The 16,690-nt window shown below is 70.9% G+C and carries 14 protein-coding genes and 1 pseudogene; 1 reads left to right on the top strand and 14 read right to left on the bottom strand.

All coding sequences use genetic code 11. From position 1 onward, the window contains the following. Positions 1 to 42 precede the first annotated feature (42 nt). The 12 genes and pseudogenes from FBY35_RS35095 to FBY35_RS35035 all read right to left on the bottom strand — a co-directional run bounded on the left by FBY35_RS35095 (position 43) and on the right by FBY35_RS35035 (position 12,498). The gene (locus tag FBY35_RS35095) at positions 43 to 948 is read right to left on the bottom strand and encodes a hypothetical protein (protein WP_142217914.1); all 906 of its coding nucleotides are present in this window, start codon (positions 946 to 948) and stop codon (positions 43 to 45) included. A 51-nt stretch (positions 949 to 999) separates the two neighbouring features. After that, a complete protein-coding gene (locus tag FBY35_RS35090; RefSeq protein ID WP_142217913.1) occupies positions 1,000 to 2,196 on the bottom strand; it encodes a cytochrome P450 in 1,197 nt (398 codons plus the stop codon). Continuing rightward, positions 2,183 to 3,172 carry a hypothetical protein gene (locus FBY35_RS35085; protein WP_142217912.1) on the bottom strand — a complete coding sequence of 330 codons (990 nt, stop codon included), beginning with the start codon at positions 3,170 to 3,172 and terminating at the stop codon, positions 2,183 to 2,185. Before FBY35_RS35085 ends, FBY35_RS35090 begins: the two co-directional genes overlap by 14 nt. A 5-nt stretch (positions 3,173 to 3,177) precedes the next feature. Next, entirely contained in the window at positions 3,178 to 3,720 is a 543-nt protein-coding gene (locus FBY35_RS35080; RefSeq protein WP_142217911.1) for a hypothetical protein, read from the bottom strand. Positions 3,721 to 3,830: 110 nt separating this feature from the next. Then, positions 3,831 to 5,198 (bottom strand): HisS family protein, encoded by a 1,368-nt coding sequence (locus tag FBY35_RS35075; RefSeq protein WP_160159370.1) that lies wholly within the window; start codon positions 5,196 to 5,198, stop codon positions 3,831 to 3,833. Positions 5,199 to 5,291: 93 nt separating this feature from the next. Further along, positions 5,292 to 6,311 (bottom strand): LD-carboxypeptidase, encoded by a 1,020-nt coding sequence (locus FBY35_RS35070; protein ID WP_142217909.1) that lies wholly within the window; start codon positions 6,309 to 6,311, stop codon positions 5,292 to 5,294. A gap of 9 nt (positions 6,312 to 6,320) precedes the next feature. Further along, on the bottom strand, positions 6,321 to 7,139 hold the full coding sequence (locus tag FBY35_RS35065; RefSeq protein ID WP_142217908.1) for a class I SAM-dependent methyltransferase: 819 nt from the start codon (positions 7,137 to 7,139) through the stop codon (positions 6,321 to 6,323). A 115-nt stretch (positions 7,140 to 7,254) separates the two neighbouring features. Then, positions 7,255 to 8,532: an ATP-grasp domain-containing protein gene (locus tag FBY35_RS35060; RefSeq protein WP_142217907.1), complete on the bottom strand. Its 1,278-nt coding sequence runs from the start codon at positions 8,530 to 8,532 to the stop codon at positions 7,255 to 7,257. 67 nt (positions 8,533 to 8,599) lie between these two features. Further along, positions 8,600 to 9,817 (bottom strand): acetyl-CoA carboxylase biotin carboxylase subunit family protein, encoded by a 1,218-nt coding sequence (locus tag FBY35_RS35055; RefSeq protein WP_142217906.1) that lies wholly within the window; start codon positions 9,815 to 9,817, stop codon positions 8,600 to 8,602. A gap of 16 nt (positions 9,818 to 9,833) precedes the next feature. Further along, complete coding sequence (locus FBY35_RS35050) at positions 9,834 to 11,183, bottom strand: MFS transporter (RefSeq protein WP_142217905.1); 1,350 nt, start codon at positions 11,181 to 11,183, stop codon at positions 9,834 to 9,836. A gap of 742 nt (positions 11,184 to 11,925) precedes the next feature. Next, positions 11,926 to 12,248 (bottom strand): annotated as a pseudogene (locus FBY35_RS35040) (hypothetical protein); the annotation flags it as partial. A gap of 7 nt (positions 12,249 to 12,255) precedes the next feature. Further along, on the bottom strand, positions 12,256 to 12,498 hold the full coding sequence (locus FBY35_RS35035) for a hypothetical protein (RefSeq protein WP_142217904.1): 243 nt from the start codon (positions 12,496 to 12,498) through the stop codon (positions 12,256 to 12,258). A gap of 13 nt (positions 12,499 to 12,511) precedes the next feature. Between FBY35_RS35035 and FBY35_RS35030 the strand changes: the two genes are divergently transcribed. Continuing rightward, positions 12,512 to 13,537, top strand: coding sequence for a helix-turn-helix transcriptional regulator (locus FBY35_RS35030; protein ID WP_160159369.1), 1,026 nt, complete (start codon positions 12,512 to 12,514; stop codon positions 13,535 to 13,537). Here FBY35_RS35030 and FBY35_RS35025 read toward each other — a convergent pair whose 3' ends face one another. Both FBY35_RS35025 and hisS read right to left on the bottom strand, forming a co-directional pair. Next, positions 13,538 to 14,899, bottom strand: a complete 1,362-nt coding sequence (locus FBY35_RS35025) for a PLP-dependent aminotransferase family protein (RefSeq protein ID WP_142217902.1) — start codon at positions 14,897 to 14,899, stop codon at positions 13,538 to 13,540. 254 nt (positions 14,900 to 15,153) lie between these two features. Then, entirely contained in the window at positions 15,154 to 16,476 is a 1,323-nt protein-coding gene (hisS, locus tag FBY35_RS35020) for a histidine--tRNA ligase (RefSeq protein WP_142217901.1), read from the bottom strand. Positions 16,477 to 16,690: the final 214 nt, after the last annotated feature.

The following is a 16,690-nucleotide window of genomic DNA, read 5'->3' as shown; positions in this document are numbered from 1 at the left end:
ATTCGGGAATGCGAGGCAGTGGCCTCGTTCGCTGTCAGGGGGTCAGGCCCGGAGCAGGTCCAGGCAGTCGGCCAGCGCCCGGGTGGACTCGGGAGAGTCGCGGCCGGTGGAGCGGGCTCCGCCCACCACGAGCGCCATGTCGGCGTAGGAGGAGAGCCGGAGGTCTTCGAGCGGCGGGATGCCGCGGGACACCAGACCGTCGGCGTCCTCCAACCGCAGTTCGCGGCCCCGCAGGGTGACGGACTGGTCGACGTCCGTGATCGTCAGGCTGGTCGCCTCGACACCCGAGCGGACCGTGACCGCCAGGGAGAGCCGCGCGCCGGACTCGAACTCGACGCTCCCGGCGGCCGAGCCGGTCACCGCCCCGCCGAGGTGCGCGGAGACCGGCCTGCCGAACAGTTGGCAGGCGAGGTCGAGGTACGGGCTGATGGTCCGCACCAAGACCTCGGGCAGTCGTCCGCCGTCCGCCCGCGGCCCGGCCGCGTCCGGCGGCCCCCACTTGGCCGAGGCAGCCCGGGGGGCGGATCCGGAGAGGATCAGCCCGCCGCAGGTCGCGGGCGTCCACTCCCGGTCCAGGATGCCGCGGCCGACGGCCAGCAGGCCGCGAAGGGGCAGCACCATGCCGACGAGGGCCGCGCCCTCGCCGTCGTCCTCGGCGAGTTGGTCGATCTCGGCCGCGGAGAGCGGCAGCCCCTCCTCCAGCAGGACCGCCTTCCCGGCACCCCGGGCAGCCTGCCCGAGGGCGACCCGGTCGGCCGGGGGCACCGCGAGGACGAGCAGGTCGATCTCCGGGGTCGCGAGCAGGTCCCGCCACGTCTCGGTCGCCGCCGTGTCGGCACCCGGGACGCCACAGGGGCCCTTCTCCCGGTACAGCTCGAAGAGTTCGGAACTCCGCAGCGAGGCCCAGGCCCGGTGAGCCGCGAGTCCCTGCCCCACGATGGTCGTCACGATTGGCATGGCTCTCTCTCGGGACCCGGTGGCGGTGGTTCGGACGGCGACTCAGACCGCGACCATGAGCCGCTGCCAGGTCGTGACGCCGAAGGCCGGGGTGCGCACGGCGGCCAGGGGGCGCGCCTCGGTGCCGTCCAGCCGTTCCAGGAGAGCCAGCACGCCCTCCCGGAGGATGACCCGCGACAGCAGCGCGCCCAGGCAGTAGTGGCGTCCGAGGCCGAAGGACAGGTGACGCGGCCCGCCGCGGCCCGGGCGGAACGCGTCCGGGCCCTCATAGACGGCCTCGTCCCGGTTGGCCGAGGCGATCACCAGGACCAGGCGCCGGCCGGCCGGCACCGTGCGCCCGCCGACCTCCAGCGGCACGGTGGTGGACCGCGGGACGAAGTGAAACGGGGCGTCGTAGCGCAGCGCCTCCTCCACGACCGCCTCCAGCAGCTCCGGCCGGGCGAGCGCCTCCGCCCGGGCCTCCGGGTCCCAGCGCAGCAGGACGTCGGCGGTGGTGGCCAGTGCGCTGGCCACCGGGTCGATCCCCCCGGTCAGGAGCTGGGCGAACAGGGCGAGCGCGTCCTCGGGGTCGAGCCCGGCGATCCCGCGCAGGGGAATCAGCCGTTCGTCGTCGGTGGCGCGCAGCCCCGGGATGACAGTGTCCTGGAGGTACTTCCGCAGGTCGTCCCTTGCCCGGAGCGCGATCCTGGCCCGCACCGGGTCCGCCGTGGGGGTGCTCAGGAAGCCGATCAGCCGGGAGGACCAGTCCTGGACCAGCCGCACGTCCTCCTCCGGCACCCCGAGCACCGCGCAGGTGAGGCGCACGGCGAGAGGTGCGGCGAAGGCGTCGAAGAGGTCGGTCTCCCCTTCGCCCACGGCGTTGAGCAGCTCCCGTGCCGTCCGGCGGACGTGGCCGGCCCAGGCCTCGGCGCTGCGGCGCGGGAAGGCGGGGGCGACCGTCTCCCGGAGCCGGGTCTGGTGCGGCGGGTCGCTGAAGACCATCCAGGAGTTGAAGAAGGCCATGGCCTCCTCGACCTCGGGACGGTCCTCGTCGCGCTGCGGTCCCGTGTAGTCGCCCGGGCAGGCGGAGAGGCTCTCCTCCCGCAGCAGCCGGGCGACGTCGCCGTAGGTGGTGACGTACCAGGAGTTCGTCGGTTCGTTCCAGTGCACCGGGTCCAGCGCGCGCATCCGGGCGAAGACCGGGTACGGGTCGAGCGCGGTCTTCTCCGTCAGCAGGATCTCGGGGTCAAACACGTGCACGCCGTCCCTTCAGCCAGGACGCGACGAGTGGAGCGGCACCCGCGGCGGCACCCGCCACCGCAAGGCCCAGACCTGCCCACCGGTTGCGGCGGCCGGCCTTCAGGAGCCGGGAGCAGGCGGCGGTGGCCCGGTCCGGGGCGGCGAACAGCGGGACGGAGTACCAGGACAGGTGCCAGAAGGAGATGCTCATGGTGGCCTTGACGGCGCCGTGGAAGCCCGCGGAGGACAGCCCCAGCAGCCGCCGGTGCCGCCAGGCCGCCAGCATCAGCGGCGCGAAGGCGAGTTCGTAGACGAGCGCGCCGGTCGAGGCGGCCCGCGCGGGGTTCGGCTCCACGGCCGAGAGCTGCTTGCCGAGCGGGGTGCCGAGCTCCGCCCAGGCGCCGCGCAGCGTCGAGCCGCGAGTCCACTTCCAGCCGACGGTGAGCATCTTGGCCAGGCCCGACTGGAGGTACATGGCCGCGTAGTAGGACTGCATGGCGGCCAGCAGGGCGGTGGCGTACGCGGCGGCGGAGTCCTGATCCCTGTCGCGCTCGACGTCGTCCACGAGCGACAGCAGCCCGAGGAAGACGTTGAGGTGGCTGTTGTAGCTCCAGAGGGTCCGGTCGAGCCGTACAACCTGGCGCTGCAACAGGCAGAAGGAGACGTTCGCCGCGACCCGGACGGCCGGGTGCCCGGCACCGAGCGCCCAGGCCCCGGCGGACACCACCGCGACGGCGCGAAGTGCCTCGTACGCCAGCGGGTCCAGCGGACGGCCCTTGACCGGCTCGTCCCCGGCCTCGTCGACCAGCCGGGTGTAGTCGGCGAGGAACCGGCCGGGCGGCAGGTGCCACACCGTGCGCACCACGGCGGCTCCGGTCGTGAGGCGGACCAGCGACAGCCGGTCCACCGCGTGGTGCTGGCGGACGTAGATCTCGTGCAGCCGTCGGCCCACGGCGTGTGCCGCGCGCGGTCCGCCGGCTGTTCCGGGGAGGTTCATGGGGGCTACCTGCTCGTCTCGTGCGGCCAGTGGACGGTGGTCCCGGCGGCGATGCCGGTGGGGTCGTGGCGGTGGATCAGCTCCGCCGAGCGCACCGAGCTGCGGTCGACCGCGTCGCAGTCCCGGTCGACCTCCACCAGGTAGACGTCGAGGGCGGTGAACTGCGCCCCCGGCGGGGCCTGGAGGGAGGCCCGCACCTCGTCGAAGTCCGCCCAGGAGGTCTGGTTGAGCAGGTCGAGGGTGCGGGCGCAGAATCTGGTGCGCAGGTCCTGGTCCTCGTTGACGAAGAACATCCGGTTCAGGATTGCGACCACCCGGAAGAACTCCACCGGGAGCAGTGGCCACGGGTCGACGGGTCCGGTGGCTCCGCCCTCGGAGTCATGGAGGATGACCCTGAACTGATGCCAGCGGTCCTGGAGTTCGTAGGTGAACATGTTGTACGCGCAGAACGGCCAGGAGTTCCGGTTCCGGAACGTGTGCCAGAACTGGACGCCGAGGTAGGCGGCCGCTCCCAGGAGTACGGCCCGCGAACGGACTGTGTGCTTCATGGTGTGGTCTCCAGCCCGGCCGGCCCGGGCGTGCGGTGGGCGCCGCACCCCCCGGTCGGCCATCAGGGGTCGTTCCGGTCGGGCGTTCGCGCGGTCGGGCGGACGGGCGGTCAGTCGGCCCGGCGCAGCTCGGCAATCGCGTCTGCGACGCCGTCGACCGGCACGCCGCGCTCGGCGCCGGAGGCCATGTCCCGCACCGTTGCGGTGCCGGCGTCCTGGAGGGAGACGAGGAAGCCCACCTCTGCCTCCGTCGCGATGCTTAGTGCCTTCTCCGCGCCGACCGGGTCGAAGACCGCCTGCACGGACAGGCCGGCCTCGCGCAGCCGCCGCACTGTCCCGGTCACGGCCTGGGCGTCGTCGTCCTCGCGGCGGACGACGGTGACGGCTTCGTGCCGCAGTCCCTGCTGCTTGCGGACGCCGTCCTCCCGCAGCAGGCCCATCAGCCGTGCGAGGCCGACCGACATGCCGACCCCGGGGTAGCTGCTGCCGTTCACGTGCTTCAGCAGGTCCTGGTAACGGCCGCCGGCGCCGATCGCGCCCCAGTGCTCGCGCCCGGTGGCGAAGGTCTCGAAGACGGTGCCGGTGTAGTAATCGTGTCCCCGGGTGATCGAGAAATCGAGCACCAAGTGGTCCTCCGGCACGCCGAGGTCGTGGGCGGCGCGGATCACGGTGTCCAGCTCCTCGATGCCCACCTGGTCGGCGCCCCGGAGCTTGAGCAGGTCCCGGGCGTCCGACAGGGTCGGCGAGGAGACCAGCCGGCCGAGGTCCGCGGCGACGTGCTCGGGGATGCCGGAGGCCGCCAGCTGGGTCACCGTCTCCTCGACGGGCTGGCGGTTGCCCTTGTCGAGGATCTGCACGATCGCCCGGGCCCGGTGGACCCGCACGCCGTGGCTGTCCAGCAGGGCCGCGAGCACCTTCCGGTTGGAGATGCGGACGGTGAAGCCGTCCACGCCGATGTTGCGGAAGGCCCCGACCAGGGCGTTGGCGATCTCGGCGTCGTAGAGCAGGCTGAGCTCGCCCTGGCCGATGACGTCCACGTCGCACTGGTAGAACTCCCGCCAGTGGGTGGCGGTCGGCATCTGCTCGGCCCGCCAGACCTTGTTGATCTGGTAGACGTGCAGCGGGAAGGAGAGCTTGCCCGAGTGTTCGGCGATGAAGCGCGAGACCGGGACCGTCAGGTCGTAGCGCAGGGCGAAGTTGGCCCCGGTGTACGACTCCGGCGGCTCCTGAACGGTGAAGGCGAACTCGGGGATGCCGCCGTCGAGGTACTGGGCGCCGCCGGCCACCAGGACCTCCTGCCGCTGGATGCAGGCGGAGTCCAGCGGCCGGAAGCCCCGGGCCTGGAAGCCCTTCCCGATCGTCCGGATGATGTCCTGCTCGAACATCACGTCGGCGGGCAGGGACTCGGGGAAGCCAGGCATCGAGATGTCGAACTGCCGCACCGACGCGTCGTCACGACCAGATGTCGTGGTGCTCATGAAGCGATCCATTCTCGTGTAGGTAAGGGCGGTTTGCCGCCGGCCCCGGGAGAGCCCGCGAGGCACCCGGGGGGGCGCCGGGTCCGGCGGCCGTCAGGCTGTCGGCGCGAGGAGGGTCAGCCGGGGCGGACCGGACGTCGCGCAGTCCAGCCGGGCCTGGCCGCCGACCGGAACGGTGAGCATGGGCGTCGAGTGCCCGAAGGGGTATCCCGCCGCGATGGGGAGGTGCGCGGGCACCAGATCGCGCAGCACCTCGTCGAACCCGGTGAAACCGCTCAGGCAGGCCCGGGCCCCGCCGATCCGGCTGACCAGCACACCGGCAGCCCGGTCGAACACGCCGGCCAGCCGCAGCTGGCACAGCCGGGCCGCGAACTCGTCCGGTGCGAGGCCCTCGGCCTCCAGGAAGACCAGGGCGTCCTCCGGCGGGTCCGCGTACGGGGTGCCGAGGGCGAGCGACAGGACAGCCAGCGAGCCTCCCCACAGCGTTCCCTCGACCCCGCCCCCGGCCCGTACGGTCCGAATCCGCTCGCCATCGCGGGGGGCGCGCGGCCGGGTGTCTTCCTTGTCCCACCAGAGCAGCTCGTCCGACCACTCGGCCGGCTCGGCCACCGGCCGCCCGGGGCGGAGCCCAGCGCCACCGGTCAGGGCGCGGAACTCCTCCCGGGTGTAATCCCAGGCCCCGCCCGCCTCGCCCCACTCGGACACCAGCATCGGCCCGTGGAAGGCCACCAGGCGGGAACGACGGGAGACGGAGTTGAGCAGGGTGGTGAGGTCGCTGTAGCCGATCAGCGGCTTGCCGGCCTCCCCGATCAACTGCCAGTCGAGGTGCGGCAGCACGTTGAGGAGGGTCCAGCCACCGACCGCCGCCATCACGCCGTCGATCTCCGGGTCGAGCAGTGCCCGGTGCAACTCCTCGGCCAGTGCGACGGGTTCCAGGGTCGACACGCCCCGGGCGACCCCACAGGAGGGCAGTGGCCGCACGGTGAAGCCCTCGGAGCCGAGGTCCTCCACCCCCCGGGCGAAGCGCCGGGGGAAGGCCACCGGGGCCGGGGAGCTCGGGGACCAGACGGCCAGGGTCGCGCCGTCGTTCAGCGGGGACGGCCAGGTGATCACGGCCGTGCCTCAGACCGCGGTCGAGACGAACAGCTCGGGCTCGACATCCGCCGGCTCCTTACGGAGCAGCAGGGTGGTGAAGCCCATGTGACTGAGGTTCACCCGGAACAGCTGCATGTACTCGCGGTAGCGCTCCTGGACCAGCTTGCGGGCGTCCTCCTGCAGTTCGGCGAGGTGGGGACGGCGCAGGATGTCGTCCACGAAGCGGTCGACCTCGTCGGTGGGGACGGCATCGAAGCGGTAGTCCTGTACGAAGTAGGCGTGCCGCTCGCCGCCGACGAAGAAGTCGATCCAGAAGTCGCGGTAGAGCGGGGTGATGTCCACCTGGATGGCGGCCCGCACGTCGTCGATCAGCTGGTCGGACGGGGTGTCGATGTAGTACATCGGGATCGCGCCGATGAAGCCGCCGGTCTTGAGGACTCGGGTGTACTCGGCGAGGGCCTTGTCCCGGTCCGGGATCAGCGAGGTGACGTTTCCGCAGAACACCATGTCGAACGCGCCGGACGGGTAGCCGGTGTCGGTGGCGTCCTTGCGCTCGAAGGTGATGAGGTGGGCGACGCCCGCCTCCTCCGCGCGGCGGCGGGCCTCGACGAGGCTCTCCTCGTTGATGTCGATCGCGGTGATCCGGCAGCCGACGAGCTTGGCCAGCTCGACGGCGGTGATGCCGGTACTGGTGCCGATCTCCAGGACGTGCGAGTCCTTGGTGAGGAAGCCGTTGGCGGCGATCTGGGCGATGCTGCGAATGCCGCCCGGCGGGCGGTTGGTCTCGCGGACCACGCCGATGAGCTGGTTGTAGTTCATCTTCTCGATGTCGCTGACGGTGGTCATGGGTATCTCCTCCGGTCGGGCCGTCGTTGTTCGTCGGCCGTGGACGTCGTTGGGCTTCTCGCGGCCGGCGGTCGCGAGCAGTTGGGGGAGCGACCGGCGCTCGCCGGTCGCCGGGTCATCCGAGGGGCTCGACCTCGACCCGCAGCAGATCGGTCACGCGGCGAGCCAGGGCGTCGTATTCCTTGCGGCTCCCGGCCCCCAGGGTCACGAAGGCGCACCACTCGGACGGGTGGGCGTGCTCGACGGTGTCGCCGACCGCGCGGAGCCGCTGCGCCCGCAGCACTCCGTCGACGGCGAGCATCTCGGCCTCCTCGGGGATCGCGGTGATCCGGCCGGGCCCCTCGGGGCGCAGGTGGAGTCCGCCGAGGTAGGGCCGGCTCGGGGCGGGCGCGGGAATCGTGCCCGTGACGGCGCTGGCCGCGATGGCCTCGTGGATCTCGTAGCCGAGCCAGGCGCTGATCCCGGCTCCGATCCAGGCGCCCGCCATCCGGGAGGCGATCTCGGAGAAGACCAGTTCACCGTCGGGCCGTTCGAAGACCTCCAGGTGGGTGGGGCCGTCGGTGATGCCCAGGGCACCGTTGACTTTCCGGTGCAGCTCGCGCATCCGCCGGTGGAGAGCCGGGGCGTCCTCCTCGTTGACGACGTAGCTGCCGTCGCGGGGGGTGTCGCCGGCCGCCGGGTCCTCGTCGAGGACCGCCATCCGCGGACGGTAGTAGGCGCTGATGATCAGGTAGTGGGCCTCGCCGTCCCGCCACAGGGCGTCCACGTGGTACTCGCGCCCGGAGACGAACTCCTCGACGGCGAGTTGGTGCGACTTCAGGTGGGGGTCGGGCTCGATGCCCCGGAGCACCTGGTCGAGTTCCTCAGGCCGGTCGACCCTGACCGTCCCGATGGCACCCGATCCGGCCACCGGCTTGATCACCACCGGGAAGGCCAGCCGCTCCCGGACGGCGGCGACGTCCGCCTCGTCGGAGGGGTCCGCGAGGGTGGCCCACGCCGCGGCGGGTACGCCCGCCCGGCGTACCCGGTCCTTCATCAACCGCTTGTCCCGGAAGGCGACGTGCTGCATCGGGTCGTCCGAGAGTCCGAGCAGCACTCCGAGGTATCCGGCGCCGAACTGGCTGAACTCTGTGAAGCTGACGATGCGGCTGATCTCGGCGCCGCGCAGGGCGAGGTCCGCGGCGATCGCGGCGATCTCCTCGATCGAATCGAAGTCCTTGATCCGGTAGACCCGTTCGGCCTTCGCCAGCAGCTCCCAGTCCGGATCCATGTAGGCGGTGTCGAACTCGTCCAGGATGACGAAGACATGGGGGGTGAGGTCCAGCATGGACCTGGTGAGGTGGACGTTCCACTTGCAGATGACGACCTGCGGCGGTCCGGGCACTACAGACATGGCGCTCCTGCCTTTGGGCTGTCGGGCATGGCATGGCGTGGCGGGTGGGCCGGGATGTGCGGTCGGCTCACCCGACCCGGAAGGAGAACTCGCGGTGTACCCGGTCCGCGGCCTCGGCGAGCTCCGGCTCAGTGCCTCCGGTGACCATGAACGCGGCGAAGAAGTTCTCGTTGTCCAGGGACCAGACCTCGAAGTCGTCCCAGATGTAGCCGTCCAGCACCCCCGGGAGCTCCTTCATCCGCTCCAGCGGCGTCACCTCGGTGACCCTGCCCATCCGGTCGGGCTCGATGTGCACCATCCCGATGAGCTCGTCGCTGCGGGCCGCCGAGCGGAGCCGCTCTAGGTCCTCCTGGCCGAGCGCCATCAGGAGCATCTCCTCGACGGCGTCGAGACCGCAGGTGTGGGTGATCGCGGCGGGGTGCATGCCCCCGGCGACGCGCGGGTTGATCTCGATCAGTTCCGCGGCCCCGTCCTCCGCGATCCGCGCCTCGACGTGCAGCCAACCCCTGTCCAGGCCGAGGTCGGTGCAGAGCGCGGTGATCCGGCGCTCGACCAGCTCGGCTCCCCGGGTGAGCCGTTCGCCGCGCACCGGCGAGTGCAGGATGCCGGTGTCGTGGTTGCGCGCCTCGTCCCGCCCGCACTTCTCGACGTGGAGCAGGCCGCGGAACCGGCCGTCGATCAGCGGCCCGTCGATCGAGATCTCGGTGCCCGCGACGTACTCCTCCACGATCACCTCGAACTCGGGTCCGGCACTCCCACAGATGTCCCGCAGGGCCGCCCGGAGCTGCTCCGCGTCGTCGGCGCGCCGCACCAGCCGGGAGGACCCGGAGTCGGTGCACGGCTTGACGATCACCGGGTACGCCGGGACCTCCTCGACGGGGTACGAGCCGGCCGCGCCGTGACCGAACCAGAGGTCGGAGAGGCCCAGGCGGTGCATCTCCTCCCGAACCCGGGCCTTGTTCACCAGGACCTCGCGCGCCGGCTCGCCGCCGGGCAGGCCGTAGTGGCGGGCGATCCACGCCTGCCACTGCACCAGCGGGTCCACCAGGTTGACCACCGCGGTCGGCACCACGCCGGCCGCGTCGATGGCGGCCACCGCCCGCTCCGGGCCGTCGGCGGCCCAGTCGACCACCACGTGGGCGTCACAGGCGCCGCGGTTCATGTCCTCGGCGTTCTCCGAGAGCAGGACGGGTCGGCGGCCCGACTTCCGGAGCAGCTCCGCGAGGTGGCGGACGCCGCCGACGGACCTCTTGGAGAGGATGAGTACGTCCAACGATTCTGACATCGGCCAGTCCCCTGCTTCAGTCGATTGCTTGAGTGTTCAGGTCGTCCTCGCGCTCCGGGCGCTCCGCCCGGTCGCCGGGTCCCACCGGGTCCGGCCCGGTGTCACGGTCCTCCGCGGCGTCCCTGCCATGCGGGTCCGGTTCGCTGGAATTGGTGCGCCAGGCCGCGAGGCCGCAGACCATCGCGGCGAGGCCGCCGATCAGCATGATGCTGCGGACGCTGGTGACGCGGGCCAGCGCTCCGGCGGTGAGGGCCGCAAGGACGGCTGCCCCGTAGCTCACCGCCTGGCTCGTCGCGTACACCCGCCCGACCAGGTTGTTGGGGGTGGCCCGCTGCATGTAGGAGGTGACGGCCACGCCGAAGACGAACCACGCCGTGCCGATGGCGAAGAATGCCGTGAGTGCGCTCCAGAACCCGTGGGCAAGGCCGAAGCCCGCCCGGGACGCGCCGATCGCCAACAGTGCCACGGTCATGGTCGGCCCGGTGCCGAGCCGCGCGACGATGAACGGCGCGGCCCATCCGCCCAGGGCGCTGCCCACGGCGGCCGCGGAGAACAGCAGCGCGAACTGGGTGTCGGTGAGGCGCAGGTCCTCCTTGGCGTAGACCACCATCAGCGAGGAGCCGACGAGCAGGACGAAGTTCAGTACGGCCGCGGTCAGGGCTATGGTGCGCAGCATGGGCGTGTGCCAGATGGCTTCCATGCCCTCCTTGAGGTTCCGCCAGACCCCGGCGACGCCGCCGCCCGGTGCGTCCGGTCCCGGGGCCTTCGCGGCCGCCGACAGTGGCCCGCGGGCCGCCGACCGGGCGCCGAGCATCAGGATGAGGACCGTCGCACCAAGGAACGTCGCCCCGTTGACCAGGAACGGCAGGCTGGCGGAGACCGCCATCAGTGTTCCGGCGACGGGCGAGCCCAGGACGTCCTGGGCGAGCATCCGGGCGATGAAGATCCGCGAGTTGCCCTTCTCCAGGAGGGGTTCCGGCAGCAGTTCCGACATCAGCGGCTGCGCGGCGCTGTCCACCAGGACCTCGAAGACCGGGAGCAGCAGCGCCAGGGCGTAGATGAGTGGGAGTCGTACCTCGCCGGCCTGGACGAACGCGGCGAACACCAGCACCGGGACAGCCCGCAGCACGTTGGCGGCGGCGATGACCCGTCGCCGGTCCAGCCGGTCGACGAGCACCCCGGCCAGGGGGCCGACGAGCAGCCCGGGCAGCGAGGCGAAGACCATGATCAGGGTGATGTGCGCCGGGTCGTCGGTGACGGAGTACGCGAGCAGCGGCAGTGCCACGAGTCGCATTCCGTCGCCCAGCGCGGCCAGGCTGGAGGACGACCAGAGAAGCCAGTACTGCTTTCCCAGAGGGGCTGTCACCGATCCTCCGTACGGTCAATTACAGAGATAATTCCGACACTTATCAATGAATTCGTCACCACCATCCGTTGATGAGCTTCTCCACGATTCCCCCCTTTCCCTTGAGCGGGATTACCGAGCCCCGTCGGCGACTCACCCGGTATTGAGATCATTTCCTGGCGCAGGGGTGCCGGTCCAGCGTTCCCGGCTTCGTCCGCTCGCCTTGACGGGATCAAGACAGCCCCGCCGTTAGTCTCACCATGTGAGATGGATTCGGCGGCGAGGCCCGGGTGGCGGGCCGACGACCACCGGGATCGGATTCATCCGAGCCGGGGTCCCGGTGGCTCGGACGGCCGACGCGCTCGTACACGGCCCTGGTGGGCGGCATCGGCAAGGAGCCCGACCGCAGCCCGTCGGCCAGGAGCTTGACCAGCCCCAACCAGCAGGCGTGGGTGACGTCCGCGCAGCTTCCGGGCTTGATCTGGCTGCACCACGGCATTCGGCGTCGAATCTCCGCACCGTCGACGGTGCCGGTCCTGCCGCTGGCGCCAAGGTGGCCGACGACCTCGTCCAGGGTCCGGTCGACGGACACCAGGCGGTGCTTCCCGCCTACGCCAATGGCCCGCTTTCCCGGCCAAGAGGCAAGCCGGGCCCGATGACGCTCATGCAGCAACGGAACGTCCCTGGCCACGAGTTCAGCGATCACAACGGCTGCGCGGCCTGGATCCGGCGCTTTCTGGTGAGCACCGCACGAATTGTGTTCCCCGCCGAAACCGAGGTTGTGATGCCGGACGATGCCGAGCATCGCGTGATGGACGCCGCCGCCCTTGAGGCAGTAGGCGGGCAGGATCTTCCAGCCCATCATGCGGGCGAAGGCGTCCCTCGACGCGGGCGCTGTCCTCGCGACGGCCGGCCCACGGCGACGGCGACGACGAGCCGGGTGTCGGCGTGGTCGCAGGTGGGGGCCAGGGCGCCGTCCGTGATCAGCGCGGGTTCCTTGCGGAACCGCTTGCGCTGCTCCAGCGGCAGGCTCCACGGCCGACCCTTGCGGACGGGGTCTGCACCCTCGCGCCGCAGCGCTCCGACGCCGCTGTCACACCCGATACAGCAAGATCACCGCACCCGTGACCATCGGTTGCGGAACAGCCTTGAGGAAGGGCCGCGGATGAATTGGCGGGAGCCGACCAATGAAGCGGTTGAAAGGCAAAGCAACGACCATCTGGCGGGAATGATCCCGAATTTCCTCCGCAAAAAAACCCAGCTGACCCGTCGTGAGGTTCGTGTAGTGTCGGAAAACCGTCAGGGTTCGTCCCTGGCCGGGGGAAGCGACATTCATGGGGGAATACTTCGTGACAACCGGAAACGATTTCACAGACCTGGCCCGGCAGCTGTATCACACAGCAGAGGACCGATGTTCCTGGGATCCGGAGGACATCGCCGCGGAGACGGAGTGTTCGCCGCTCGAAGCCGAACGGGCCGTCGGGCACCTGAAGCGAATGGGCCTCCTGCTGCCGGCCCCGCTGCAGCCTTCGGGCTACCAGGTCGTGCGGCCGGTCAACGCCCTCGCCCGGCTGGTGTCCATGGAGCGCGAACTCACCGAGGGCTGGATGCGGGACCGGTCACACCGCCAGGAGCAGATCCTCTCCCTGCTGCGGGAGTTTCCCCCGCAGGACGGCCCTTCCGAGACCGCGACCATCGACATGCTGCCGACCGCCTCGGCGGTCAACGAGTACATCGAGGAGCGGGCCCTCGACGCCCGCGTCCGGGAACAGGCCATGCACCCCGGCGGGGTGCCACCGGTGGAACTGCTCGACGAGATGATCCACCGCGACCTCGCGGCGCTCGACCAGGGCGTGCAGTTAGAGGCCATCTACGCCCACCACCTGGTGGCGGTGCCCCACCTAGCGGAGTACCTCACCGAGGTGTCCCGCCACGGCGCCGAGATCCGGGTCGCCCCGGCGGTCCCGCTGCGCATGATCGTCATCGACGACGACATCGCCATCCTTCCGATCGACCCGACAGAGACGGCACGCGGCGCGTTCGCGGTGCGCAGCCGCCAGGTGGTCGCGGCGCTGCGGGCCATCTTCGGCTTCCACTGGGCCGTCGCCGCGCCGCTCACCTCGGTCCACGGGGCGGAGGAAGTCGGCGAGATGCTCAGCCCCTTCGAGAAGATGGTCTTCCACATGATGGCGATGGGCTCCAAGGACGAGGCGATCGCCCGCCAACTCGGCATCTCCACCCGGACGCTGAGCCGCAAGGTGTCCCGGCTCCTTGAGCGGCTTCGGGTCCAGACCCGATTCCAGGCCGCCGTCAAACTCTCGGAGTCCGGCATGCTCGACCTGGGCGACGTCCGGGACCGAGAGTTGGCTGGCTGATCAGGCGCGGTCACGGACCAGGGCGGCCAGCCGGTCCAGACCCATGCTGATCCGGTCCGGGGACAGCACGCTGTAGGAGAGCCGCAGTTGCCGGTGCCCGCCGGTGCCGGCGTAGAAGTGGTCCATCGGAGCCCACAGCACCCCGAAGCGGCTCGCGGAGTACTCCAGCATGGCCTGGTCCGCGCGGAACGGGACGGTCAGCACGGCGAACATCCCCCCGTTCGGTGTGTTCCAGCTGACCCTCCCGGCCGCGCCGTCAGCGCCGCCGTCGCCGAACCGTTCGGTGAGGCCGCCCAGCAGGTGCCGGAGGTTCTCCCGGTACACGGCGGCCTCCCGGACGGAGGCCTTCTCCATGCTGCACCTGTGCTCCAGCAGAAAGCCGCCGATGACAGCCTGGGCGACGGTGGAGGTATTGAGGGTGAGCATGCTCTTGAGCTTGGCGAGCTCGTCCACGAACCGCGTGCTGCCGCCTGCGCCGTCCTCCACCGGCTGGTCCGCGACCACGTAGCCGATCCGGGCGCCGGCGAACGCCGTCTTGGCGAACGAGCCGAGGTACACCACGCGCCGGTCGCGGTCCAGGGACTTCAGCGTCGGCGGGCGTGACCCGTCGAGGCGGAACATCGAGTACGGGTTGTCCTCCAGCAGCAGGATGTCCTCCTGCGCCGCCACCTCCAGCAGCAGCCGCCGGTCCGCCGTGGTCATGGTGGCGCCGCCGGGGTTCGCGAAGTCCGGGACCACGTAGCAGGCGCGGGGGCGCAAGCCCTCCGCACGGGCCCGCCTGATCTGGGCGGTGAGGTCCTCGGGGTCGATGCCGGTGGCGCTCTCGCGCACTCCCCGGACCGGCATGCCCACCAGCCGGGCGGCGCCCAGGAATCCGACGTAGGACGGGTAGGAGGCGAGCACCACGTCGCGCCGGTCCTGGCACAGGGCCCGCAGGACGAGCACCATGGCCTCCTGGCACCCGGTGGTCACCAGGATGTCCTCGGGGTCGGTCCGCAAGCCCTCGTCGTTCGCCAGGTGCCGGGCTATCAGCTCGTGGATGATGCCCTTGGTCCTGCCGTACTGGAAGAACGCCCGGGTGACCTCCTCGTCCGTCAGCCCGGCCTCCCCGCGCAGGTACTCCTCGAAGGCGCCCAGGTACCTGGCCAGCGCACGGGTGTCGTAGAAGCCCTCGTACGGGCGGCCCGCCGCGAAGGAGACCGCGTCCGGGAAGCGCCCGGCGATCTCGTTCAGCAGGGTCATCGAGGTCAGCACCGGGTCCCCGACGGACTCGTGGAGCCGCGCGGCCTCGATCCGAGCCGGGTGCACCGGCGCGACTGCCGCGAGGGCGCCTGCCTCGCTCGGGTGGGGCGCGGTGGCCATGCGGACTCCGTCTCGTCGAACCGATGCCCTACGGGTGACGGACGGTTTCCCGCCCGGTTCCCATCGTGTGCGCAACGGCTCCGTGGCCTCAAGATCCCGGGCCGTCCGCTGGTCGCCATGTCCAGCACAAGCCAACCGGCCCCGCTGTCTCGGGACCCGGGACGGTGGAGGGCCCGACGGGCGGCTGTCGCCGTGCACGTCGGGCCCTCCACCGGTTCACGTCCCGCGGTGCGCCGCCTCCCGGGCGGCGGCTCTCAGGGACGCCGCCAGGTGTCCGGGTCGGCGGCGGTCTGCTCCCCGCTGACGAGGTCCTTGACCTCGTGCTCCCGGCCCTCGCTGAGCGGCGGGAACCAGATGTACGGGATGCCCTTGCGGGAGGCGTAGCGCACCTGCTTCCCCACCTTGTCGGGCTGGTGGTAGAGCTCCACCTTCAGCCCGCGCCGGCGCAGCAACCCGGCGGTCGCCGCCGCCTCGGCGGCCTGCTCCCGGCCCTCCGGGAGCACCATCAACAGGTCGCTGGGCGAGGCCGGGCCGGTGGGCAGCAGCCCCTCGGCCAGCAGCTTGGCGAAGATCCGGGTCAGCCCGATGGACATACCGATGCCAGGCAGGTTCCGGCGGATGTAGGAGCCGGCCAGGTTCTCGTACCGGCCGCCGGAGCAGATGCTGCCGTAGCCCGGCCAGTCGGTGAACTTGCCCTCGTAGACCGTGCCCGTGTAGTAGTCCAGGCCGCGGGCGATCGACAGGTCCGCCAGCAGACTCCCGGTCGGCAGGTCGCTCAGCGAGTCCAGCACGAAGGCAAGTTCGTCCAGACCTTCGGACAACAGCTCCGAGCGGATGCCGAGTCCGGTGATGTCCTCCACCACCGACGCGTCGGTGCCGCGCAGGCTCGCGAGCTCCACGCAGGCTCCGACCTGCCGGTCCGTCAGGCCGACCTTCCGGGACAGCAGCTCGCTGACCCCGGACACCCCGATCTTGTCGAGCTTGTCGACGGTCCGGATCACCTCCAGCGGATCGTCCACGCCCAGACCCTGGTAGAAGCCCTGGAGGACCTTCCGGTTGTTGACGTTGATGGTCCACGCCGGGAGGCGGAGTTCGCTCATGATCTCGTGGATGATCCGCGGCAGTTCCGCGTCGAAGTGCAGCGGCACGTGGTCGACGTTGATGACGTCGATGTCGCACTGGGTGAACTCCCGGAAACGGCCTTCCTGGGCGCGCTCACCCCGCCAGACCCGCTGGATCTGGTAGCGCTTGAACGGGAACACCAGGTCGTTGAAGTGCTGGGCGATGTACCGGGCGAACGGCACCGTCAGGTCGAAGTGCAGGCCCAGTTTGGCATCCGACGTGTCGTCCTGGTCCTCCTGGAGCCGGCGCAGCGTATAGACCTCCTGCGAGGTTTCGCCCTTCGCCATCAGCACGTCGAGCGGCTCCACGGACGGCGTCTCGACCGAGCAGAAGCCGTACCGCTCGAAACCAGCGCGGATGACGTCGAGCCAATGCTGCTCGACGAGCCGCACTTCAGGGAGCCACTCGGGAAATCCGCTGATGGCCGCCGGTCGGACAACCTGCTGGTCGGTCATGCGCACTGCTCTCCTCGACACGTGGGAAGGCGCTGCGGCACTGATGCCGCGTCAACTGGCCTCCGCTGCTTGGATCCAGCTCATGTTACGGGCAAGCTCGGCCCCGGTTCATCGCCTTTGCGCCCGCCGCCCGCCGGAGCGGCCGCCCGCCGATTCATCCCTGCCGCGCCTCACCGGACGCGCTCCCACCCGGGTGATCCTTCCGCTGTACGCG

Source organism: Streptomyces sp. SLBN-118 (genome assembly GCF_006715635.1).
Classification (GTDB): domain Bacteria; phylum Actinomycetota; class Actinomycetes; order Streptomycetales; family Streptomycetaceae; genus Streptomyces.
This window is presented reverse-complemented; position numbering and strand designations above follow the sequence as displayed.

Bases quoted from the DNA above. Each gene is read 5' to 3' on its own strand.
- FBY35_RS35085 (WP_142217912.1), bottom strand. From the start codon at position 3,172: ATGAACCTCCCCGGAACAGCCGGCGGACCGCGCGCGGCACACGCCGTG.
- FBY35_RS35080 (WP_142217911.1), bottom strand. From the start codon at position 3,720: ATGAAGCACACAGTCCGTTCGCGGGCCGTACTCCTGGGAGCGGCCGCC.
- FBY35_RS35075 (WP_160159370.1), bottom strand. From the start codon at position 5,198: ATGAGCACCACGACATCTGGTCGTGACGACGCGTCGGTGCGGCAGTTC.
- FBY35_RS35065 (WP_142217908.1), bottom strand. From the start codon at position 7,139: ATGACCACCGTCAGCGACATCGAGAAGATGAACTACAACCAGCTCATC.
- FBY35_RS35060 (WP_142217907.1), bottom strand. From the start codon at position 8,532: ATGTCTGTAGTGCCCGGACCGCCGCAGGTCGTCATCTGCAAGTGGAAC.
- FBY35_RS35055 (WP_142217906.1), bottom strand. From the start codon at position 9,817: ATGTCAGAATCGTTGGACGTACTCATCCTCTCCAAGAGGTCCGTCGGC.
- FBY35_RS35035 (WP_142217904.1), bottom strand. From the start codon at position 12,498: ATGAATGTCGCTTCCCCCGGCCAGGGACGAACCCTGACGGTTTTCCGA.
- FBY35_RS35025 (WP_142217902.1), bottom strand. From the start codon at position 14,899: ATGGCCACCGCGCCCCACCCGAGCGAGGCAGGCGCCCTCGCGGCAGTC.
- hisS (WP_142217901.1), bottom strand. From the start codon at position 16,476: ATGACCGACCAGCAGGTTGTCCGACCGGCGGCCATCAGCGGATTTCCC.